Raw genomic sequence first — 23272 nt, 5'->3', positions numbered from 1 at the left:
CCCCCCCCCCCCCCCCCCCCCACCGCCTTGTCCGCATACGTTCGTCCCGCTGCGAGCCGCCGGGCCAACGGCGGCTCCCCAAACGGGAGATCGGGGGTGCGCGCGTGCGCATCGGACTGCTTACGGAGGGTGGCTATCCGTATGTGAGCGGTGAGGCCGGACTCTGGTGCGACCGGCTCGTGCGCGGGCTCGAGCAGCACGAGTTCGACGTCTACGCGCTCAGCCGCAGCGAGCGTCAGGAGTCCGAAGGATGGGTTCCGCTGCCGCCGCAGGTCAGCAGGGTGCGCACCGCCTCGCTGTGGGACACCGAGGACGACGGGGTCGTGTACGGGCGGCGCGCGCGCCGGCGCTTCGCCGCGTGTTACGGCGACTTGGCCGCGGCCCTGTGCTCAACCGCCCCCGCGGACGCGTCCGGAGTTGCGGGCGGGGCGTCGGACGGGGTGTCGGAAGCGGCGTCCGCCCTTGAGGCGGACCGTTTCGCCAACGCGTTGTACGGGCTCGCCGAACTCGCCCGCGACGAGGGCGGACTGCCCGGCGCGCTGCGTTCGGAGATCGCCGTACGCGCCCTGGAACGCGCCTGTCGCGCGCCCGGCGCCCACCGCTCCGCCCGCGAGGCGCGCGTCCCGGATCTGCTCACGGTCGCCGCGCGCCTCGAACGCGCTCTGCGCCCCCTGTCGCTCGACTGGTACGAGGACGACGGCCTCGGCGCGGTCGACCTCTGCCACGCCGCGTCCGGCGGCACGGCGGCCCTCCCCGGCCTGCTCGCCCTGCACTTCTGCGACGTACCGCTGCTGGTGACCGAGTACGGGGTGCGGCTGCGGACGCACTACCTCACGGAGTCCGACGCACCGCCGGCGATACGTTCCCTCCTGGCCGCCTTCCACGGCCGGCTGGCGGCGGAGACCTACCGCCGGGCGTCCGTGATCACGCCCGGCAACACGCACACCCGCCGCTGGCAGGAGCGCTGCGGGGCCGACCGGACCAAGCTCCGCACCGTCCACCCGGGCATGGACGCGGCTCCCTTCGCCGAGGTGGGGGAGTCGCCGCAGTGCGCCGACCCCCGCACCCTCGTCTGGGTGGGCAGGGTCGAGCCCGCCAAGGACCTGGTCTCGCTGCTGCACGCCTTCGCGGAGATCCGCAGGGCGGAACCGGGTGCGCGCCTCAGGATCGTCGGTGCCGCCTCCGGCCCCGAGGGCGCGGCCTACCTCACCCACTGCAAGGGCCTGGCCGCACAGCTCTTCCCCGACGAGGCCGACGGTCCGCATGCCGTGGGCCGCAACCCGGTGTCCTTCGAAGAGACCGGCGGGTCCGAACTGCCGTCCCGTGTCGACGCGTACGCCTCGGGTGCCCTGGTGGTCCTCTCCAGCGTCGTCGAAGGGTTCCCGACCGGACTGGTCGAAGCCATGTTCTGCGGGCGGGCGACCGTCTCCACGGATGTCGGTGCGGTGGTGGAGGCCGTCGGAGGCACCGGACTCGTCGTGCCGCCGCGCAATCCGCGGGCGCTCGCCGAGGCGTGCGTCGCCCTGTTGCGTGACCCGGAGCGCCGTGCGCGCCTGGGCGCCGCCGCGCGCGCCCGCGCACTGGAACTGTTCACCGTCGAGCAGAACGTCACGGCATTTCACGGCATTTACCTGGACATTCTCACGCGCACCCCTGTGCGCCGTGTCGTCCTCGACGACACCGGTGAGCCCTTGCCGTTCGCCGTTCCCGCCGAGGCCCACGTTCCCGGCCGCTGGACCGTCCCCACGGCCTCTGTGGTGCCGCGGGGAGGCCCCGGCTGGGCGACGGACGTGCCCGTCCGCGCCACGGCTCGGGTCTCCGCCACGGCTCCGGTCTCCGCCACGGCTCCGGTCTCCGCCACCGAGGGGCCCCGATGAATGGTGCGGTCGGGTCGGACGGGGCGGTCGGGTCGGAGGTTCAGGCTGGATCGGAGGCGTCGGCCGTGCCCGGCACGGGGGGCGGATGCGGGACGGCGGGACCGTCCGCGCCGACGACGGGAGCTTCTCGACGGGCGGGCGGGAGCGGGTCGGAGCCTGACGGCGGACCGTTCGACGGCGGACCGTTCGACGGCGGACCGTTGGACGGTGGATCGCCCGGCGGTGGACCTTCCATAGGAAGCGGGTGGTCGGTCGGCGGCCGGACCGTGGCCGACGGTGGGGCGGGCGTCCGTGGCAAGCAGGCGCCGCCCGCCGGTCGTCGCGCCGCCGCGGACCCCGTGAAGGCCCTGATGCACCGCCACCGCGCGCTGTGCGAACGGGCCGTGGACCCGTTGGAGATCGCGGCGGGTCTGGAGGCGCACGGCGTCACCGACCGGACCGCCGCACGCTTCCGCCACCGGGACGTCTTCGCCCTCGCGGAGGAGATGTACGCCCGTGTGCCGCGCGACGGCGACACACCCCCGCGCCCCATGGACGCGCCCGCCCCCGGACGGCGCACCGCCTGGATCCTCCTCGCCCTGCTGCCCGGTGCCCTGTGTGCCGCCGCCGTGGCCGGCCTGCGACTCACCGAGGGACGCCCGCGCCTGGCCGTGACCGCCGTCGGCGTTCTCGCGGTGAGCCTGGCGCTGCGCGCGGCCCTGCGCCGGGGGCCTCTGCGCACCACCGCGCGCACCACGAGCACCTGGACCTGCTGGCTCGTCGGCTACGCCCTCCTCGGCGACGGACTGCTCCGCACGGCTCTCGCCGGCGGTCCCGACGGCCTGCCGGACGGCACCGCCGACGGTCCGTGGCCCGTCGCCCTCGCCCCCGCCCTGGCCCTCGCCCTGGCCTGCGCACCCGCGGCCGGCAGCGCCCACCTCTTCGCCACGCGCGCCCGCCGCAAGCTGACGGCCAGCCGGGGCCTGGCCGACTTCTCCGCCTCCGTGCGCCCCTTGCTGCTCGGCACGTTCGCCCTGTTCATGGGCGCCCTGACGGCCCTGGTCGCGCTCGCCGGCGCGGTCCTCGGCGAGCCCGCCCGCTACCCCGAGGCGCTCACCCTGGGCGCCCTGCTCCTGCTCGCCCGTCTGCTCGCCGTGCACGGGCACGGTCACGCGCCCACGCTCGTCCTGACCGCCGCGGCCGCCGCCGAAGGAGCCGCCCTGGCCGCGCTCTTCGCCGGCCGCCTCCCCGGCTGTGGCTTCCTCGCCGCACCCGTGGAGGCCCTGGTGGCCGCCTGCGGCCCGGCCGGCGTCCCGACGCTGGCCTGCGGCATCGGCGCCGTGACCCTCCTGGTCCACGCGAACCGCCGGCTGACCAGGGCTTCGGCCCACGCATCGGCGGAGCGACCGTGACGCCCGCCCCCCAGATCCCCCCCCACACGCCCGCACCACCCTTCGAAGGAGCCCTCAGATGACCACCTCCCGACCCGACGCCTCGGCACCGGGAGCCGCCCGATGAGAGTCCTGCTGATCGGAGCCAACGGCTACATCGGACGCTTCGTCGCCGACCGTCTGCTCGCCGACCCGGCCGTCCAGCTCACCGCCCTCGGCCGCGGCGACGACGCCGACGTGCGCTTCGACCTCGCCACCGGCAGCCCCGGCGCCCTCACCCGCTTCCTCGACGCGGTCCACCCCGGCGTCGTCGTCAACTGCGCGGGCGCCACCCGGGGCGGCGCCCGCGAACTCACCCGGCACAACACCGTCGCCGTCGCCACCATCTGCGAGGCCCTGCGCCGCAGCGGCTGCGGCGCCCGTCTGGTGCAGGTCGGCTGCAGCGCGGAGTACGGGCCCAGCCAGCCCGGGTCCTCCACCGCGGAGGACGCCCTGCCCCGCCCCGGCGGCCCCTACGGCGTCAGCAAACTCGCCGCGACCGAACTGGTCCTCGGCTCGGGCCTGGACGCCGTCGTCCTCCGCGTCTTCTCGCCCGCCGGCCCCGGCACCCCCGCGGGCTCCCCGCTGGGCCGCCTCGCCGAGGCCATGCGCCGGGCGATGCAGTCCGGTGACGGCGAACTCCGGCTCGGCGGCCTCGGCGCCCAGCGCGACTTCATCGACGTCCGCGACGTCGCCCGAGCCGTCCACGCGGCCTCGCTCTCCGCCGCCCAGGGCGTCATCAACATCGGCTCCGGTCGCGCCGTCCGCCTGCGCGACGCCGCCGCCACCCTCGCCCGCGTGGCCGGCTACGGCGGTGCCCTGCACGAACTCGACACGCCCCCCGGCGCGCTGCGGCCGACCATCGGGCACCCCCGTACCGAATCCGTCGGCCACCGCGTCGACTCCCTCGGTCATCCCCGCACCGACGCGCTCGGCCACCACCGCCCGGACGCCCTCGGACACCGCGGGGAGCGCGCCGACGCCGAACACGCGGCCCCGGTCGCCGCCTACCCCTACCCGGACGGCTGCGGCAGTTGGCAGCAGGCGGATGTACGCACCGCACGCGACCGGCTCGGCTGGCGCCCCCGGATCGCCCTCGAGGAGTCCCTCGCCGACATCTGGATGGAGGCGGCATGCCGTATCTGACCCGTGCCCAGGCGGGCACAGCGAGCACCGGCGTCCGCACCGGTCTCGGTGTCCCCGGCCTGGCCCACCCCCTCCTCGCCCCCGGCGAGTGGGCCGGCCTGACCAGCCCCGGCACACCGCTGCACTGGGTCGTCCTCAACGTCGACGACGGTCCCGGCGCCCATCCCGACCCGCGCTGTCTGGAGGCCGTCGGCCGCCTGCGCAACGCGGGTGTCCGCGTCCTGGGCCATCTCGACACCGCGCACGGGGCGAGGAGCTTCGGCGCGCTGATCTCCGACGCGCACCGGTATCTCGACTGGTACCGGACCGACGGCTTCCTCCTCGACCGCTGCCCGTCCGAACGGGCCGCGCTCCCCGAGGTCCGCCGCACGGTCTCCACGCTCCGGGTGATCCGTGACGATGCCCACATCGTGCTCGGTCACGGCACCCACCCCCACCCCGGTTACGCCGAGAACGCCGACCAGCTCGTCACCTTCTCGGGCGCGTGGAGCGACTACCGCTGGTCCCAGGCCGCCGAGTGGAGCGCCGACTATCCACCCGAGCGCTTCTGCCACTTCGTACACGGCGTCCCCCGCGGGCACCTGGAGGAGGCCCTGCGCATCGCCCGCTGGCAGGGCGCCGCCACGATCTACTTCACCGACCGCACGGACCGGGGCGGCCGGGTCGACCCCTGGGAGACCATGCCCGGCTACTGGGACGAGATCGTCTCGCGGGTCGGGACGGGTGTCTCGGAATGAAAAAGGCCGTGGCAGTGTTGCGAGGAGAACAACCGTAACCACTGACCGACAGACGGAGTCCCCGTGTCGCTGCCACCCCTGGTCGAGCCGGCCGCCGAGCTCACCGTAGACGAGGTCCGCAGGTACTCCCGCCACCTGATCATCCCCGACGTGGGGATGGACGGGCAGAAGCGGCTGAAGAACGCGAAGGTGCTCGCCGTGGGCGCGGGCGGCCTCGGCTCGCCGACCCTGATGTACCTGGCGGCAGCCGGTGTCGGCACGCTCGGCATCGTGGAGTTCGACGAGGTCGACGAGTCGAACCTGCAGCGGCAGGTCATCCACAGCCAGGCCGACATCGGCCGCTCCAAGGCCGAGTCCGCCCGCGACACCATCAAGGGCATCAACCCGTACGTGGACGTGGTCCTTCACCAGGAGCGGCTCGAGGCCGACAACGTGATGGACATCTTCAGCCAGTACGACCTGATCGTCGACGGCACGGACAACTTCGCGACCCGCTACCTGGTCAACGACGCCTGCGTGCTGCTGAACAAGCCCTACGTCTGGGGTTCGATCTACCGCTTCGACGGCCAGGCCTCCGTCTTCTGGTCCGAGCACGGTCCCTGCTACCGCTGCCTCTACCCGGAGCCCCCGCCCCCCGGCATGGTCCCCTCCTGCGCCGAGGGCGGCGTCCTCGGCGTGCTGTGCGCGTCGATCGGCTCCATCCAGACCAACGAGGCCATCAAGCTCCTCGCGGGCATCGGCGAGCCGCTGGTCGGCCGCCTGATGATCTACGACGCCCTGGAGATGCAGTACCGCCAGGTCAAGGTCCGCAAGGACCCCGACTGCGCGGTCTGCGGCGAGAACCCGACCGTCACCGAACTCATCGACTACGAGGCCTTCTGCGGCGTCGTGTCCGAGGAGGCCCAGGCGGCGGCCGCCGACTCCACGATCACTCCCAAGCAGCTCAAGGAGTGGATCGACGACGGCGAGAACATCGAACTCATCGACGTCCGTGAGCCGAACGAGTTCGAGATCGTCTCCATCCCGGGCGCCCGGCTGATCCCCAAGAACGAGTTCCTCATGGGCTCGGCCCTGGAGAGCCTCCCGCAGGACAAGAAGATCGTCTTGAACTGCAAGACGGGTGTCCGCAGTGCGGAAGTCCTGGCGGTCCTCAAGTCCGCCGGCTTCTCGGACGCCGTGCACGTCGGCGGCGGCGTGATCGGCTGGGTCAACCAGATCGAGCCGGAGAAGCCCGTCTACTGACCGGTCCTCCATCCAGCTTCCCGGACGGCGGGGGCTTCGCGCACCGCGGGTGCTCGGAGCCCCCGCCGTCGTCATGAGCAGACCTTGCCGTCCTTCGGCACCGTTCCCTCCAGGAGGTAGGCGTCCACCGTCGAGTCGACGCACTCGCTGCCGCTTCCGTAGGCGCCGTGTCCCTCGCCCTTCCAGGTGAGCACCACGCCGACGTCCTTGCCCAGTTCGTCCGCCATCCTGCGGGCGCCCTCGTAGGGCGTGGCCGGGTCGCCGGTGTTGCCGACCACCAGGATCGGGGCCGAGCCGGACGCGCTCACCTGAGGGGTCTCGCGCTGACCGGCCACCGGCCACTCGTGGCACCAGCCGGCCGTGTCCCAGCCGAGGAACGCCCCGAACACGGGAGAGACCTTCTCGAACCTCGGCAGCAGCCTCTTCGTCTCCTCCAGGGTCGGCCGCTGCTTGTCGTCCAGGCACGATATGACCCGCTGGGAGTGGGTCGTCGTGCCGTAGCGTCCCGAGGGATCGCGCTCGTTGTAGCCGTCGGCGAGTGCCAGCAGTTCCGAGCCGTCGCCCTCCTCGGCCGCCGCGAGCGCGCTGGTCAGCGTCGGCCAGCCGTCCTTGCTGTAGAGCGGCAGCACGATCCCGGTGAGGGCCAGCGTCTGCGTGAGCTTCCGCCCCGGTGACGACGTCGGCAGCGGGTTCGCGTCGAGGCGCTCCAGCAGGGCGGCGATCTCCTGCGACCCCTGCTTCGGGTCCTTCCCCGTCGACCGCAGGTAGTCCTCCAGCGCGCGCTGGAAGCCTCGGGCCTGGTTCTCCGCGTGGCCCATCGTGTCGGCGCCCGGGTCGACGACCGCGTCGAGGATCACGCGGCCCACGTGCTTCGGGAACAGGTGGGCGTAGACGCCGCCGAGTTCGGTGCCGTAGGAGATGCCGAAGTAGTGCATCTTCTCGTCGCCGAGGACGTGGCGCATCAGGTCCATGTCGCGGGCGGTGTCCGTGGTCGAGACGTGTGCCATCAGCCGGCCGGCCGCCTTCTCGCAGCCCTGGCCGAAGTCGGCGGCGTCCTTCAGGTAGGCCCGTTCCTCGGCCGCGGTGTCCGGTGTGGAGTCCACCGACTCGGCGTTCTCGATCGCCTCGTCGGCGCGGCAGCGGACGCCTTCGCTGGCCGCCACCCCGCGCGGGTCCCAGCTCACCAGGTCGTACCGCTGGTGCAGGGAGGAGACGCTGTCGGCGTAGGACGGCATCATGGAGACGCCCGAGCCGCCGGGGCCGCCGAAGTTGAAGAGCAGGGAGCCGATGCGCTCGTCGCCGGTGGCCCGGGCCCGGATCAGCGCCAGGTCTATCGTCTCGCCGTCCGGCTCGGACCAGTTCAGCGGCGCCTTCAACGTGGCGCACTGCCAGTCGCCGTCCGGCGCGGGGGACTCCGCGGTGCCCTTGCAGCGGCCCCAGTCCAGTGACTGGGAGGCCAGCGCGTCGGGCACCCCGGACGGGGCCGCCGACGGCCGTCCGCTGCTCGGACTCGCGTCGTCCTTGTCGTCGCCGGACGAGCCGCCGCCGCAGCCCACCGTCAGCAGTGCGGCGGCGGCCGTCAGAGCCGTCCACCGTACGAGACGCGCCATGTGCTCTTCCCCCCTCGCGAGCCGTCCGCGCCGTGCGGCGGATGGCGGTCATGCCATGGTAGGCGGACCGGGCGGCGCCTGCTTCGCCCTGTGGATAACGCTCTGACCTGCTGCGTTGTCCGTCGCTGGGTCGCGAGGGTCAGGAACAGACGGTGTCCGCGGGCGGTACCTTCCCGTCCAGCAGATAGCCGTGCACCGCGTCCCGCACGCACTTGTTCTTGCTGTCGTAGGCGCCGTGCCCCTGGCCCCGGTAGGTCAGTTCCACGCCCACACCCTCGCCCAGCGCCTCCGCCATTTTCCCGGCGCCCTCGTAGGGCGTGGCCGGGTCGCCGGTGTTGCCGATCACCAGGATCGGAGGGGCTCCTGGCGCGCTGACGTCGGGGTGGTCGGCGGCGCCGGGGACCGGCCAGTCGGTGCAGCTGAGCATGGACCAGGCGAGGTAGTCGCCGAACAGCGCGGAGGCCTTCCGGAACTCCGGAAGCCTGCGTTCCACGTCCGCGGGGCCGTACCGGGGCTTGTCGTCGGCGCAGTTGATGGCGACGTTGGCCGCGGTGATGTTGCTGTACTGGCCGTTCTCGTCGCGTCCGTTCAGCGAGTCGGACAGCACCATGAGCACCCTGCCGTCGCCGTCGTACGCCTGCGCGAGGCCGTCGGTGAGGTACTCCCAGAAGTCCTTCGAGTACAGCGACTGCGCGATGCCGCCGGTCGCGGCGGTCTGGGTGAGTTCGCGGGGGAAGATGCCGGGGATCGGCCTGCGGTCGAGGTCCCTCAGGAGGCGGGCGATGCGGTCCTTGACGTCCTGGGCGCTGTTCCCGATGGGGCACTCCTCGACCCGCGACACGCAGTCCTCGGCGAAGTTGTCGAGGGCGAGCTGGAAGCCCTTGGCCTGTGCGAGCGAGCCCTGTTCCGCGGTCTGCGTCGGGTCGACGACCGCGTCGAAGACGGCGCGGCCCACCTTCGTGGGGAACAGGTGGGCGTAGACGCCGCCGAGTTCGGTGCCGTAGGAGATGCCGAAGTAGTGCAGCTTGTCGTCGCCGAGCACCTGACGCATCAGGTCCATGTCGCGTGCCGCGTCGGTGGTGGGCACGTGCGGAAGGATCTTCCCTGAGTTCTTCTCGCAGGCCGCGTTGAACTCCTCCGTGCCGTCCAGCAGCGCGGTGCGCTCGGCCGCGTCGTCGGGTGTGGCGTCCTGCTGGAAGTAGGCGTCGAGCTGCTTGTCGTCCAGGCACTCCACGGGAGCGCTCCGGCCGACACCGCGCGGGTCGAAGCTGACCAGGTCGTAGCGGGTGCGCAGGGTGGCGTAGTCCTGGCCGAAGGCGGGCAGTGTGGTGACACCGGAACCGCCCGGGCCGCCGAAGTTGAACACCAGTGAGCCGATCCGCCGGTCCGCGGCGCCACTGGCCTCGGCCCGGATCAGCGCCAGGCCGATCGTGTCGCCCTCGGGGTCGTCCCAGTCGAGCGGTGCCTTCATGGTGGCGCACTGCCACTCGTCGCCGTCCGGCAGCGGGGACGGGGCCGCGCCGCCGCCTTCCGCCTCGGAGGGGGCCGGGCAGTCCTTCCAGTCGAGCTTCTGCTCCGTCAGGTCCGCCTTGCCTCCGGAGTCCCCTTCGGAGTCGTCGCTGCAGCCCGCCAGCAGGGTGGACAGCACTGCGGCGGTGGCGGCGGTCAGGGCGGCGGCGCGCAGGCGGGAGGAAGGGGGCATGCGTCCATCGTGCGGGCGAGCGGGACCGCGCGCTCGGGGCAGGAGCCGTACGGAGTACCTATGGCGGAACGGGATGTCACCCCGGCCGGCATCCCTAGAGGGCCTCTTTGCGCGTCAAGTGGTTGAAGAACAGCCAGCCCGGCAGCACCGGCAGCCACAGTGTGAGCAGCCGGTACAGCAGCACCGCCGGGGCGGCGACCTCCTTGGGCAGGCCGACGGCGATCAGCCCCACCGTCAGTGTCGCCTCCACCGCGCCCACGCCGCCCGGCGTCGGCGCCGCCGACCCCAGCGCGTTGCCGGCGAGGAAGACGACCGCGACGCTCGCCAGGCTGATGGACGTCGACTCGTCGCCGAAGGCGCGGATCGAGGCGTCCAGGCACATCACGAAGCAGGCGGTGAGCAGCAGCATGCCGCCGATGCCGGTGATCAGCTTCTGCGGCCGCTGCAGCACGTCCAGCATGCGCGGCACCACTCCGGCGAAAAGCGACCGCACGCGCGTGACGACGAATTTGCGCAGGAACGGCACCGACGTCACCACGAGCACGAGCACCGCCACCGTCAGCAGACCCGCGATGACCGTCCGGGACGGCGACAGTGACGGCGTCTTCTCGGTGCCGGTCAGATAGCCGAAGGCGAGCAGCATCAGGATGTGACAGCCGAGCCCGAACAGCTGCGACGCGCCGACACTGGCGACCGCGAGCCCGGGGCGCACCCCCGCCCGCTGGAGGAAGCGGGTGTTCAGGGCGACGCCGCCGACGGCCGCCGGGGCGACGATCTTCACGAACGATCCGGCGACCTGCGCGGCCACGGTCCGCGGGAACGGCACCCGCTCGGGAACGAAGCCCAGCAGGGCCATCGCCGCGGCGACGTAGCTCGCCGCCGAGAACAGCGCGGCCGCGGCGACCCAGCCCCACTCGGCGTTCGCGATCAGCGGCCCGAACTCGATGTGGGTGAGCTGCGTCAGCAGGAAGTAGGCGCCGATCGCGCCGGCGATGAAGCTGATCAGAGTGCGGGGCCGTACCCGCTCCAGGCGGGCGGGCTCGACGGGGGCCTGCGGTCGGATCCGCAGCACCGCGTGCCGGATCAGCGTGAGCAGGTCCTCCTCGCGTGCCTCCTCCAGCGCCTCGTCCACGGCCCGCTTCTCGGCCCGCTGTTCGGCGCGCACGGCCTTTTTGTCGAGCTTTTCCGCCTTGGTCGACTTGTCGGCCTGCTCCGCCTCGGCGTGTACCGAGTGCGTGTCGTCGCCGGAGGCCGCCTCCGCGCGGGCCAGCTTGGCCTGCCGGGACGACTCCAGGACCGCCTCCCGCTCGCGCTGGGCCCGCTCCCTCGCCAGTCTGCGCAGGGTCGCGCGCGTGGAGCGGCTGAGCGCGATGGGCTGCAGCATCGGCAGGCAGTCCGCCACGGCGTCCGGGCCGAGCACGTCGACCGCCGAGGCGACCGCGCGTTCGGCGCCCACCCGCAGGCCGAGGGTGACCAGGAGCTGCGAGACGTCCATGCGCAGCAGCAGGTCCCCGGCGGCGATCTCACCGATGCGCAGGTCCGTGAGGATCACCGCGCCGGAACGATCCACCAGGATCGCGTCGCCCACCAGCCTGCGGTGCGCGATGCGGCGGGACTGCAGGGCCCGCACCTGCTCCCAGGTGCCGCGCAGCAGCTCGTCGGTGATCTCCTCGTCCGCCAGCGAGTCGAGCGTGCGCCCACCGGTGTGCTCGTAGACGAGCATGACGGCGTCCGGACCCAGCTCGGAGGTCGCGATCAGCTTGGGCGCGTTGGCGCCCGCCGCGATCGCCGCGTAGGCGAGCAGCGCCTCCTGCTCCAGGGCCTGCCGCAGCGACGGGAGGCTGCTGCGGGTGGCGAAGCCGCGCAGGGTGAGGTTGCGCCACGCGCGGTAGAAGAAGCCCTGCGCCTGCTGCTCCCGGTCCACCACCGTCACGTCCAGCGGACGGCCGTCCTCCAGGGTGACGAAGTAGCGCCGTCCGCGGTCACCGGTCTCCGCGGTCTCCGCGGGCACCTCCTCGCGGGCGGCGGTCACCGGGCGGAAGCCGACGTGCCGCAGGCCCGCCATCAGCGTCCGCCCGGTCGGACGGACGTTGGGGGAGCCGACCGCGTACAGCGTTCCGTACGCCACGCTCCAGCCGATGAGGACGGTCAGGATGATCGAGAACGGCGTCGTGTAGCCGGTGACGAGCATCGAGAAGGCGTCGAGAAGGAGCACGATCCACAGCACCGCGCGCCAACGAGGTCTGCGGGACATGCCGACAGCCGTCATGTACGCGATCACCGGCGCCAGGTAGCCGTGCACCGGGTCGGTGAGGGCGTGGATGTCGCCCGGCGACGGCTGGGTGAGCGCGTCCTGGATGGAACCGGGGGCGGCCTTGGCGACCCACAGATCGGTGGCGAGCGTCACCCCGTGCGCGAGGACCGCGGCGAGCACACCGTCCGCGATCCGCAGCCCGTCCCGTTTGATCAGCCGCTCGATCGCGAACGCGACCGGCACCAGGAGGATCGCGATGCTGGACGCCAGCCCCGCGATCTTGATCAGCAGGTCGGGCGCCTGCCCGGTGCCTTTGCTGATGTCCTGTTCGAGGCCCGAGGTGGTGCCGTGCGCGAAGGCGGCGACGGCGAGGAGCACGGCGACGGCGAGCACGCCCACCAGGAGCCGCATGAGGTCGGACGGACGGTGCACGCGCGCGGGGAGGAGCGGTTCGTCGCCCTCCACCTCGTCGATGTGCGCGACGTCGTCGGGGTCGGCGGCCGTCGCCGACCGGCCCGCGGCGGCCCGGCGGCCGGTCTTCCCGTCGTTCGCGTCGTTCGCGTCGTTCCCGTCGTTCGCGTCCGCGGTCTCCGGGCGCGACGAAGAGTCAGAGGTGCCCTCGGCGTCCTCGGGGTGCGCACCCTGCTTCTTCATCGCCTCTTCTTGCTCTCGTATCACTGGTCACCGCCCGCACGATGGTGGCATGCCGCCCCGGCCGCGGCGGGCATCAGGGTTCGCGTGCGGGCCGCACAGTCTGCCCCAAGCGCCGTTTCCGGGCGAGGGACGCGCACCGCCGGGAGCGCGTCGCGTTGTCGGTGGGGTGGGGCAGGATGGGGCGGATGAGCGAGCAGAGCCTTCCGGACGACGACGCCCGCGCGCAGTACGCGGACGCGCTGCCCGAGTACGCCGAGCGCGTCCTCGAGGTGACCGAACTGATTCCGCCGGGCCGTGTCATGACGTACGGGGACATCGCCGAGTACCTGGAGGAGGGCGGACCCAGGCAGGTCGGCCGGGTGATGTCCCTCTACGGGGGAGCAGTCCCCTGGTGGCGCGTCGTCCGCGCGGACGGTGCTCTGCTCCCGGGACACGAACTGGAGGCACTCGACCGCTACCGCGAGGAGGGCACGCCCCTGAAGGGGGCGAGCAGGGCCGCGGAGGGCCATCTGCCCCGCCTCGACCTGAAGCGGGCCCGGTGGGACGGCGGCGAACGCGCACAGGGTCACACCTGACAGCTTCCGCCATGGGACCGGCCGATGTGTGACATGTGATCCGTAAGGGGTAAATGGGGCACTTCGGTCTCGTCTGTGGCATGACGTACGTTCGTGGGGCGGGAGACGCCGGCGCCACGAGTGACCCGAGGGAAGAAGGGGAAGCCCTGCTTCCGTCTCGTTCGTCGGCGTAGCGTCGGCCGCACGCGTCCCGTTCATCCCGCGGCCACCGCCGTGCCCCCGGCGCGGACGGCACACCAGCACACCCACCAGGACCGGCGAACCACGTGAGCTCCTCTTCCTCCACCAGACACCCGTCGCACCCCCAGGTGCGACGGGGGAGTCGTGGCGCTTACCGGTTGGTGCGTACCCCACCGGCGCGCGTGGACCCCCCTCGTCTGGACGCCGCCCAGCGCGCCGTGGTTGACCACAGGACCGGACCACTGCTCGTCCTGGCCGGTCCGGGGACGGGCAAGACCACCACCCTGGTCGAGTCCGTGGCCGACCGGATCGCCAGGGGCGGCGATCCCGAACGGATCCTGGTACTGACCTTCAGCCGCAAGGCGGCCGTCGAGCTGCGGGACCGGATGGCGCTGCGCATGGGTGCCGCACGGGCTCCCCGCGCCACGACCTTTCACTCCTTCGGTTACGCCCTGGTCCGCGCCCACCAGGACAACGACCTGTTCGTCGAGCCGCTACGGCTGCTTTCCGGCCCGGAGCAGGACGTGACGGTCCGCGAGCTGCTCGCCGGCCAGGTCGACCTGGAGCGGACCGGCCTGGCCCATGTGCGCTGGCCCGACGAACTGCGCGCCTGCCTGACCACCCGCGGTTTCGCCGACGAGGTCCGCGCGGTGCTCGCCCGCAGCCGCGAACTGGGCCTCGGCCCGGACGCCCTGGGTGATTTCGCCCGGCGCATCGGGCGTCCCGACTGGCGGGCCGCCGCCGTCTTCCTCGCCGAGTACCTCGACGTGCTCGATCTGCAGGGCGTGCTCGACTACGCGGAACTCGTCCACCGCGCGGTGCTCCTCGCCCGCCGTCCCGAGGTCGCCGCGCACCTGGCCGCCCAGTACGACGCGGTGTACGTCGACGAGTACCAGGACACCGACCCCGCCCAGGTGCGGCTGCTGCACGCGTTGGCGGGCGGCGGGCGCACCCTCGTCGCCTTCGGCGACCCCGACCAGTCGATCTACGCCTTCCGGGGCGCGGACGTGAACGGCATCCTCGGCTTCCCGGCCGCCTTCCCGCGCGCGGACGGCCGTCCGGCGCCGGTCGAGGTGCTGCGGACCTCGCGCCGGTCCGGGGCCGCGCTGCTGGCCGCGACCCGGTTGCTGACCCAGCGCATGCCGCTGACCCGCCTCCCCGCCGACAAGGTGCGCGCCCACCGTGACCTCGCCCCGGTACGGGACGGCGGGCGCGTCGAGGTGTACACGTACCCGACGTCCGGGACCGAGCTGGACAACGTCGCCGACATCCTGCGCCGGGCCCACCTGGAGGACGGCGTCCCCTGGGGCGACATGGCCGTCCTGGTGCGCGCCGGTGCACGCACCATCCCCACGGTCCGGCGCGCCCTCACCGCGGCGGGCGTCCCCCTGGACATCGACGGCGACGACCTCCCCCTGCGTCACGAACCGGCGGTGGCACCCCTGCTGACGGCACTGCGCGCCGTGGCGGAGGCGGAGGCGGGGGAACGACCCGGGGCGGGCCGCGCCGACGCGGCGACGGCCGGGCGCGGGGCGGCGGAGCGGGCCGCGACCGGCACCGGCACCGGCGTGGAGGTGGCGCCCTCGGCGGGAGATGACGCCGACCGTGGGGACGTGGCGCCCTCGGCGGGAGATGACGCCCACCGCATGGAGGCGGCGCCCTCGGTCGGCGACGACGTCCACCGCGCGGAGGACGCTCCCTGCTGGCTGTCCACCGAGACCGCCCTCACCCTGCTCGCCTCCCCCCTCGCCGGAATGGACGCCGCCGACCTGCGCCGCCTCGGACGCGCCCTGCGCGAGGAGGAGCGTGCCGCCGGCAATCCGCTACCGCCGCCCTCGGACGAACTGCTCGCACGGGCGCTGGCCGAACCGGAACGGCTGACGGTCCACGACGCCGCGTACGCGCGTGGCGCCCAGCGCCTCGGCGTACTGCTCCGCAAGGCCCGTGAGCGACTGGCGGGCGGAGGCAGCGCCGAGGAGGCCCTGTGGGACCTGTGGGAGGGCACGCCGTGGCCCTCCCGCCTGGAACGCTCCGCCCGGCGCGGCGGCGCGGCCGGCCGCAACGCCGATCGCGATCTCGACGCCGTGTGCGCGCTCTTCGCGACGGCGGCCCGCGCGGAGGAGCGCAACGGTGGCCGGGGCGCGCTGAACTTCCTGGAGGAGATCGACGCCGAGGACATCGCCGCCGACACCCTCACGCGGCGCGCCGTACGCCCCGACGCCGTCCGCCTGATGACGGCGCACCGGTCGAAGGGCCTGGAGTGGCGGCTGGTCGTCGTGGCGGGCGTCCAGGAGGGGCTGTGGCCCGACCTGCGCCGCCGCGGCTCCCTGCTGGAGGCGGACCGGATCGGCCGCGACGGACTCGCCGAACCGCTCACCCCCGGAGCGCTCCTCGCCGAGGAACGCCGCCTGTTCTACGTGGCCGCCACGCGCGCGAGTGAACGGCTCGTCGTGACCGCCGTGAAGGCGCCGGCCGACGACGGCGACCAGCCCTCCCGCTTCCTGACCGAACTCGGTGTCGAACCCGTCGACGTCACGGGCCGTCCGCGCCGGCCCCTCGCCGTCGCGGCACTCGTCGCCGAACTGCGGGCCACCACGGTCGACCCCCGCGTCACCGAACCTCTGAGGCAGGCCGCGGCCCGCCGTCTGGCCCGCCTCGCCGCCCTCGCCGACGAGGACGGCCGCCCCCTGGTGCCGTCCGCCCATCCCTACCGCTGGTGGGGCATGTGGGACCCCACCGAGAGCAAGGTGCCGCTGCGCGACCGCGACCAGCCCGTCACGCTCTCCGGGAGCGCCCTGGACCAGCTGGCCAACACCTGCGCCCTCCAGTGGTTCCTCGGCCGCGAGGTGAAGGCCGACGCTCCCGCCACCGCCGCCCAGGGGTTCGGCAACGTGGTGCACGTCCTCGCCGACGAGGTGGCCTCCGGCCACACGCCGGCCGACCTCGCCGTCCTCATGGAGCGCCTGGACTCCGTGTGGAACGCGCTGGCCTTCGACGCGCCGTGGAAGTCCGCGCAGGAGAAGGCCAACGCGCGCGTGGCGCTCGAACGCTTCCTCAAGTGGCACGTCATGGACCGCGCCGGACGCACGCCGGTGGCCAGCGAGCACGACTTCGACGTGACCCTGGAGGCGGGCGACTACGAGGTGCGCATCCGCGGCCAGATGGACCGCGTCGAGGCCGACGCCGACGGCCGCGCCTACGTCGTCGACTTCAAGACCGGCAAGCAGGCGCCCACCGCCGCGGAGGTGGCCCACCACCCCCAGCTCGCCGTCTACCAGCTCGCCGTCCGCGAGGGCGCCGTCGACGAGGCCTTCGACGGGACCCGCCCCGAACCGGGCGGAGCCGAACTCGTGCAGCTGCGCCAGGGCGCGCCCAAGAAGGACGGCGGCGAGACCCTCCCCAAGGTGCAGGCCCAGGAGTCCCTGGAGGGTCCGGGGGGCGAGTGGGTCGGCGACCTGCTGGCCACGGCCGCCGGCAAGGTGCTCGACGAACGGTTCACCCCGACCGCGGGCCAGCACTGCACCCACTGCGCCTTCCGGGCGTCGTGCAGCGCCCGGACCGAGGGACGCCACGTCGTGGAGTGAGGGAGCTCGTTTCGTGGGAGTGAGGGAGCAGCCCATAGGAGGCCCGGGCCCGGTGTGACGCGTCGCACCACCGCCGCTGACCTGCGTCTACATCTGCCCCGAGGACGATTCCGGCACCCGCTGTCAGTGCCCGCCGCTAGCCTCTTGGACGTGCCCGCCCATCTCACCGATCCCGAGCAGCTCAAGGAGCTCCTCGGCATCCCCTTCACCCCGGAGCAGACGGCCTGCATCATCGCGCCGCCCGCCCCGCAGGTGATCGTGGCCGGAGCCGGGTCGGGCAAGACGACGGTGATGGCGGCGCGCGTGGTGTGGCTGGTCGGCACCGGCCAGGTCGCCCCGGAGCAGGTCCTCGGTCTCACCTTCACCAACAAGGCCGCCGGCGAGCTCGCCGAACGCGTCCGCAAGGCGCTGATCCGGGCGGGCGTCACCGACCCGGACGTGATCGACCCGGACAACCCGCCGGGTGAGCCGGTGATCTCGACGTACCACGCGTTCGCGGGCCGGCTGCTGACCGACCACGGGCTGCGCCTCGGGCTGGAACCGACCTCCCGTCTGCTCGCCGACGCCACCCGCTACCAGCTCGCCGCGCGGGTCCTGCGCGAGGCGCCCGGGCCCTACCCGGCGCTCACCCGCTCCTTCGCCGACCTGGTCAGCGACCTCCTCGCGCTCGACGCGGAACTCTCCGAGCACCTGGTGCGCCCGGAGGACCTGCGGGCCTGGGACGCCGGGCTCCTCGACTCCCTGGAAGGCGTCAGGCTCAGCAACGCCGACCTGCGCAAGGTCCCCGAGGCGGCCGCCGCTCGCCGTGAACTCGCCGACCTGGTGATCCGCTACCGGGCCGCCAAACGCGAACGGGACCTGCTCGACTTCGGCGACCAGATCGCCCTGTCCGCGCGGCTCGCCGGGCTCCCCGAAGTCGGCCGGGTGCTGCGCGAGGAGTTCCGGGTCGTGCTGCTCGACGAGTACCAGGACACCTCGGTGGCCCAGCGCATCCTCCTGGCGGGCCTCTTCGGCGACGGCACCGGCCACCCCGTGACCGCCGTGGGCGACCCCTGCCAGGCGATCTACGGCTGGCGCGGCGCCTCCGTCGCCAACCTCGACGACTTCCCGGAACACTTCGCACACGCGGACGGCCGCCCCGCCACCCGCCAGGCGCTCAGCGAGAACCGGCGAAGCGGTGGCCGCCTCCTCGACCTCGCCAACGGTCTCGCGGAGCCCTTGCGCGCCATGCACGCGGGCGTGGAGGCCCTGCGCCCCGCCCCGGGCGCCGAACGCGACGGCGTCGTCCGCTGCGCCCTGCTGCGCACCCACGCCGAGGAGATCGACTGGATCGCCGACTCCCTCGCCCATCTCGTGCGCACCGGAAAGGCTCCCGGCGAGATCGCGGTGCTGTGCCGGACCGCGACCGACTTCGCCGAGATCCAGGGCGCGCTGGTGGCCCGCGACGTCCCCGTCGAGGTCGTGGGCCTGTCCGGACTGCTGCACCTGCCTGAGGTGGCCGACCTGGTCGCCGTCTGCGAAGTCCTCCAGGACCCCGGCGCCAACGCCTCCCTGGTCCGCCTGCTCACCGGCCCGCGCTGGCGCATCGGCCCGCGCGACCTCGCGCTCCTGGGCCGCCGTGCCCGGCTGCTCGTGCGCCACGCGCGCGTGGAGGGCGACGACGACCCCGACCGGCGGCTCGCCGAGGCCGTCGAGGGCGTCGACCCGTCCGAGGTGATATCGCTCGCCGATGCCCTCGACACCTTCCTGGAGACGCCGCTGGACGGCACCGGTGACGACGACGGACTGCCCTTCTCGTCCGACGCGCGCGTGCGGTTCGCACGGCTGGCCACCGAACTGCGGGACCTGCGCCGTGCCCTGTCCGACCCCCTCATGGACGTACTGCACCGCGTCCTCGCCGTCACCGGTCTGGAGGTCGAGCTGTCGGCGTCCCCGCACGCTCTGGCCGCCCGCCGCCGGGAGACCCTGTCGAACTTCCTGGACGTCGCCGCGTCCTTCGCCGCGGGCGACGGCGAGGCCACCCTCCTCGCCTTCCTCGGCTTCCTGCGCACCGCCGCCCAGTACGAGAAGGGCCTCGACAACGCGCTGCCCGGCGGGGAGAACACCGTCAAGGTGCTCACCGCGCACAAGTCCAAGGGTCTGGAATGGGACGTCGTCGCCGTCCCCGGCCTGGTCACCGGCACCTTCCCCAGCGGCCAGGGCCGCGAGAAGTGGACCGCCCAGGGCAAGGTGCTGCCGCACGGCCTGCGCGGCGACGCCGACACCCTGCCCGACGTCGAGTCCTGGGACTCCCGCGGCCTGAAGGCCTTCCACGAGGCCATGAAGGACCACCAGCACACCGAGGAGCTGCGCCTCGGCTATGTCACCTTCACCCGGCCCCGCTCCCTGCTGCTGGGCTCCGGCCACTGGTGGGGCCCCAGCCAGAAGAAGCCCCGCGGCCCGTCCGACTTCCTGACGGCCCTGTACGAGCACTGCGCCGCCGGACACGGCGAGATCGAGGTCTGGGCGGACGAGCCGGGTGAGGACGAGGAGAACCCGGCCCTCACCCGAGCCACCGCCGACCAGGCGTGGCCGCTGCCCCTGGACGACGAGGCACTCGCCCGCCGCCGGGCCGCCGCCGAGACGGTCCTCGCCCACCTGGACGACCTCGCCTCCCACGCGGACGGCCACCCCGCCGCCCCGCCCGACCCGGACACCCACGAGGACCCCGACTGGCCGCCGCCGCCCGACGACGAGGACCTCCTGACCGACGAGGACCCCGACGGAACCGGCTGGACGGAGGACGACCACGCCGACTGGGACCTTTGGCCCGAGGACCCCGGCACCGCCCCGCCGGCCCCCACCCCCACGACGCCGGACAGCGGACCCGGCCCCGCCATCCCCCACCAGGCGCCCCCTTCCGGACGACCCGGCGACAGGGACCTGCCCCGCCCTCACCCCGAGGAGCCGGAAGAAGCGCCCGCCCTCCGGCCCCAGGCCCGCCTCACGCCGGAGGAGGCCCGCACCGTCGCCTCCTGGGACCGCGACCTCGACGCCCTCACCGGCGAGCTGCTGCGCGCGCGGGAGAGCGTCACCGAGGTGCACCTCCCCGCGTCGCTGACCGCCTCCCAGGTGATGAGCCTCGCCGCCGACCCGGACGGCTTCGCGCAGGAACTGGCCCGCCCCATGCCCCGCCCGCCCCGGCCCGCCGCCCGCCGGGGCACCCGTTTCCACGCGTGGGTCGAGGCCCGCTTCGAACCGCTGACCCTGCCCCTGCTGGAGCCGGAGGAACTGCCCGGCGCCGACGCCGAGATCGCCGACGAACGCGACCTGGAGTTCCTCAAGGACGCCTTCGAACGCACCGAGTACGCCCGCCGCACCCCCTACCGCGTCGAGGCGCCGTTCCAGCTCTCGCTCGCCGGCCGCGTCGTACGCGGCCGCATCGACGCCGTCTACAAGGAGGGCGACGGGGCGTCGGCGACGTACGAGATCGTCGACTGGAAGACGCACCGCGCGGGCACCGCGGACCCGCTCCAGCTCGCGCTCTACCGGCTCGCCTGGGCCGAGCAGCAGCACGTGCCGCTGGAGTCGGTGACGGCGGCCTTCCTGTACGTGCGCACCGGCGAGGTCGTACGGCCCGACGGGCTGCCGGACCGCGCCGCACTGGAGCGCCTGCTGCTGGCCGATCCGGTCGGTGACGAATCGCACGATCAGGGTGTCCGTGCGGGCCGATAGGCTCGTGAGCATGAGCGAGACCCCGGACAGCGCCGTCCGCACGTACATCGAGCAGCACCGCGCCGCCTTCCTCGACGACCTCGTCGAGTGGCTGCGCATCCCGTCCGTGTCGGCCCAGCCCGACCACGCGAACGATGTGCGCCGCAGCGCCGACTGGCTCGCCGCCGAACTGAAGGAGACCGGCTTCCCGACCGCCGAGGTGTGGCCGACCCCGGGGGCTCCGGCCGTCTTCGCGGAATGGCCCTCCGGCGACCCGGGGGCACCCACGGTCCTCGTCTACGGCCACCACGACGTCCAGCCCGCCGCCCGCGAGGACGGCTGGCACAGCGATCCCTTCGAACCCGTCGTCCGCGAGAACCGCCTGCACGCGCGCGGGGCGGCCGACGACAAGGGGCAGGTGTTCTTTCACACGCTGGGCGTCCGCGCCCACCTCGCCGCCACCGGCCGCACCGCCCCGGCGGTCAACCTCAAGCTGCTGATCGAGGGCGAGGAGGAGTCCGGCTCCCCGCACTTCCGGGCCCTGGTCGAGGAGCGTGCCGAGCGGCTCGCCGCCGACGCGGTGATCGTCTCCGACACCGGCATGTGGTCCGAGGACACCCCCACGGTCTGCACCGGCATGCGCGGCCTCGCCGAGTGCGAGATCCGCCTGTACGGGCCCGACCAGGACATCCACTCCGGCTCCTTCGGCGGGGCGGTCCCCAACCCGGCCACGGCGGTCGCCCGCCTCGTCGCCGCGCTGCACGACGAGCACGCGCGCGTGGCGATCCCCGGCTTCTACGACGGCGTGATCGAACTCACCGACCGGGAACGCGACCTCTTCGCCGAGCTGCCCTTCGACGAGCGCCGGTGGCTGAGCACGGCGAAGTCGTACGCCACCCACGGCGAGGCCGGGCACACCACCCTGGAGCGCATCTGGGCCCGGCCCACCGCCGAGGTCAACGGCATCGGCGGCGGCTACCAGGGCCCCGGCAGCAAGACGATCATCCCGTCCTCCGCGATGGTGAAGCTCTCCTTCCGGCTGGTCGCGGGCCAGGAACCCGACCACGTCGAGAAGGCCGTCCGGGCCTGGGCCGCCGAGCAGGTGCCCGCCGGGATCCGCTGCGAGATCACCTTCGGGTCGGCCACGCGCCCGTGCCTGACACCGCTCGACCACCCGGCGCTGCAGTCGGTGGCGCGGGCCATGGGCCGGGCCTTCGGGAAACCGGTCCGCTTCACCCGCGAGGGCGGCTCCGGACCGGCCGCCGACCTTCAGGACGTGCTCGGCGCACCCGTGCTCTTCCTCGGCATCTCCGTCCCGTCCGACGGCTGGCACGCCCCCGACGAGAAGGTCGAGCTGGACCTCCTCCTCAAGGGCGTCGAGACCTCCGCCCTCCTCTGGGGCGATCTGGCGGAGCACTGGAGCCACGCACCCTGAGCACCCCGCACGGCCCAGGTCCGGGCCGGCACCGCGCGCGGCACACTTGAGAGGCCGCCCCGCACCGCCGAACCCTCCCGGACCGGGCCGCCACCCGCCGTACGTCCCGCCGAACCGCCTGCCGAACCGAACCGCTCACCGGGGGAGTTGGAAGCACCCGTGACCACCTGGACCGACCACACCGCCGACCGTCCCATCTCGCTCACCGCACCGAACGGCATCGACCGCGCCGCCCACCACCGCCTGGACGAGGCCTGGCTCGCGGCGGCGTGGAGCCACCCCTCGACGCGCTGCTTCGTGGTCTCCGGCGGTCAGGTCCTCATCGACGAGACGCCCGACGGGCGCACCGAAGTCGTCATGACCCCCTCCTTCGAAGCTCCGCTCACCGAGGCGCACCGCTACTTCCTCGGCACCGACGAGGACGGGACCAGCTACTTCGCCCTCCAGAAGGACTCCCTGCCCGGCCGCATGGACCAGTCCGCCCGCCCGGCGGGCCTGCGCGAGGCCGGCCTGCTCCTGTCGCCCCGGGACGCGGGCCTGATGGCCCACGCGGTCGCCCTGGAGAACTGGCAGCGCCTGCACAGGTTCTGCTCCCGCTGCGGTGAGCGCACGGTCATCGCCGCGGCCGGTCACATCCGCCGCTGCCCCGCCTGCGGCGCCGAGCACTACCCGCGCACCGACCCCGCGGTGATCATGGCGGTCACGGACGGCGAGGACCGCCTCCTGCTCGGCCGCCAGGTCCACTGGCCCGAGGGCCGTTTCTCGACGCTGGCCGGCTTCGTGGAGCCCGGCGAGTCCATCGAGCAGTCGGTGCGGCGCGAGGTGCACGAGGAGGTCGGCATCACCGTCGGCCGCGTCGAGTACGTCGGCAGCCAGCCCTGGCCCTTCCCGTCCAGCCTGATGCTCGGCTTCATGGCCCACGCCACCTCCACCGAGATCGACGTCGACGGCGACGAGATCCAGGAGGCCCGCTGGTTCTCCCGCGACGAACTGGGCGCCGCCTTCGAGTCGGGAGAGGTGCTCCCGCCCTACGGCATCTCGATCGCGGCCCGCCTCATCGAACTCTGGTACGGCAAGCCGTTGCCGACGCGCGGCGCCTTCTAGGAGCCGCCGGCGCGTTCGACGACGTGGAGGGGCCCACCCCGGCCGGGGTGGGCCCCCCCCCGCACGGCCG

13 protein-coding genes are annotated in these 23272 nt (G+C 73.5%); 10 read left to right on the top strand and 3 right to left on the bottom strand.

Going from position 1 to position 23272, the window contains the following annotated elements; translation table 11 throughout:
* Window positions 1-104 precede the first annotated feature (104 nt).
* The 5 genes from ACFIF2_RS35185 (at window position 105) to moeZ (ending at window position 6411) form a co-directional block, all read left to right on the top strand.
* Window positions 105-1877, top strand: a complete 1773-nt coding sequence (locus tag ACFIF2_RS35185) for a DUF3492 domain-containing protein (protein WP_395577364.1) — start codon at window positions 105-107, stop codon at window positions 1875-1877.
* The gene (locus tag ACFIF2_RS35180; RefSeq protein ID WP_395577363.1) at window positions 1874-3268 is read left to right on the top strand and encodes a hypothetical protein; all 1395 of its coding nucleotides are present in this window, start codon (window positions 1874-1876) and stop codon (window positions 3266-3268) included. Before ACFIF2_RS35185 ends, ACFIF2_RS35180 begins: the two co-directional genes overlap by 4 nt.
* Before the next feature lie 102 nt (window positions 3269-3370).
* Window positions 3371-4432: an NAD-dependent epimerase/dehydratase family protein gene (locus ACFIF2_RS35175; protein ID WP_395577362.1), complete on the top strand. Its 1062-nt coding sequence runs from the start codon at window positions 3371-3373 to the stop codon at window positions 4430-4432.
* Window positions 4420-5169, top strand: coding sequence for a spherulation-specific family 4 protein (locus ACFIF2_RS35170; protein ID WP_395577361.1), 750 nt, complete (start codon window positions 4420-4422; stop codon window positions 5167-5169). The genes ACFIF2_RS35175 and ACFIF2_RS35170 overlap by 13 nt, the downstream gene beginning before the upstream one ends.
* A 63-nt stretch (window positions 5170-5232) precedes the next feature.
* Complete coding sequence (moeZ, locus tag ACFIF2_RS35165) at window positions 5233-6411, top strand: adenylyltransferase/sulfurtransferase MoeZ (RefSeq protein WP_395577360.1); 1179 nt, start codon at window positions 5233-5235, stop codon at window positions 6409-6411.
* Window positions 6412-6482: 71 nt separating this feature from the next.
* On the opposite strand, the gene ACFIF2_RS35160 is transcribed toward moeZ, so the two are convergent.
* The 3 genes from ACFIF2_RS35160 to ACFIF2_RS35150 form a co-directional block, all read right to left on the bottom strand.
* Window positions 6483-8021, bottom strand: a complete 1539-nt coding sequence (locus ACFIF2_RS35160) for an alpha/beta hydrolase (protein ID WP_395577359.1) — start codon at window positions 8019-8021, stop codon at window positions 6483-6485.
* A 139-nt stretch (window positions 8022-8160) separates the two neighbouring features.
* Window positions 8161-9723, bottom strand: coding sequence for an alpha/beta hydrolase (locus tag ACFIF2_RS35155; protein WP_395577358.1), 1563 nt, complete (start codon window positions 9721-9723; stop codon window positions 8161-8163).
* 94 nt (window positions 9724-9817) lie between these two features.
* Window positions 9818-12631, bottom strand: coding sequence for a lysylphosphatidylglycerol synthase domain-containing protein (locus ACFIF2_RS35150; protein ID WP_395577357.1), 2814 nt, complete (start codon window positions 12629-12631; stop codon window positions 9818-9820).
* A gap of 185 nt (window positions 12632-12816) precedes the next feature.
* On the opposite strand from ACFIF2_RS35150, the gene ACFIF2_RS35145 reads away from it, so the two are divergent.
* The 5 genes from ACFIF2_RS35145 (at window position 12817) to nudC (ending at window position 23202) form a co-directional block, all read left to right on the top strand.
* Window positions 12817-13206, top strand: coding sequence for an MGMT family protein (locus tag ACFIF2_RS35145; RefSeq protein WP_395577356.1), 390 nt, complete (start codon window positions 12817-12819; stop codon window positions 13204-13206).
* Window positions 13207-13472: 266 nt separating this feature from the next.
* Entirely contained in the window at window positions 13473-16970 is a 3498-nt protein-coding gene (locus tag ACFIF2_RS35140; RefSeq protein ID WP_395577355.1) for an ATP-dependent helicase, read from the top strand.
* 150 nt (window positions 16971-17120) lie between these two features.
* Window positions 17121-20684, top strand: coding sequence for a UvrD-helicase domain-containing protein (locus tag ACFIF2_RS35135; RefSeq protein ID WP_395577354.1), 3564 nt, complete (start codon window positions 17121-17123; stop codon window positions 20682-20684).
* Between the two features lie 10 nt (window positions 20685-20694).
* Window positions 20695-22098, top strand: a complete 1404-nt coding sequence (locus ACFIF2_RS35130) for a dipeptidase (RefSeq protein ID WP_395577353.1) — start codon at window positions 20695-20697, stop codon at window positions 22096-22098.
* A gap of 159 nt (window positions 22099-22257) precedes the next feature.
* Window positions 22258-23202, top strand: a complete 945-nt coding sequence (gene nudC, locus ACFIF2_RS35125) for an NAD(+) diphosphatase (RefSeq protein WP_395577352.1) — start codon at window positions 22258-22260, stop codon at window positions 23200-23202.
* Window positions 23203-23272 lie beyond the last annotated feature (70 nt).

The organism is Streptomyces sp. BK79 (genome assembly GCF_044142145.1).
Classification (GTDB): Bacteria; Actinomycetota; Actinomycetes; order Streptomycetales; family Streptomycetaceae; genus Streptomyces.
The sequence above is the reverse complement of the archived record's forward strand: the minus strand, read 5'-3'. Positions and strand labels throughout refer to the sequence as shown.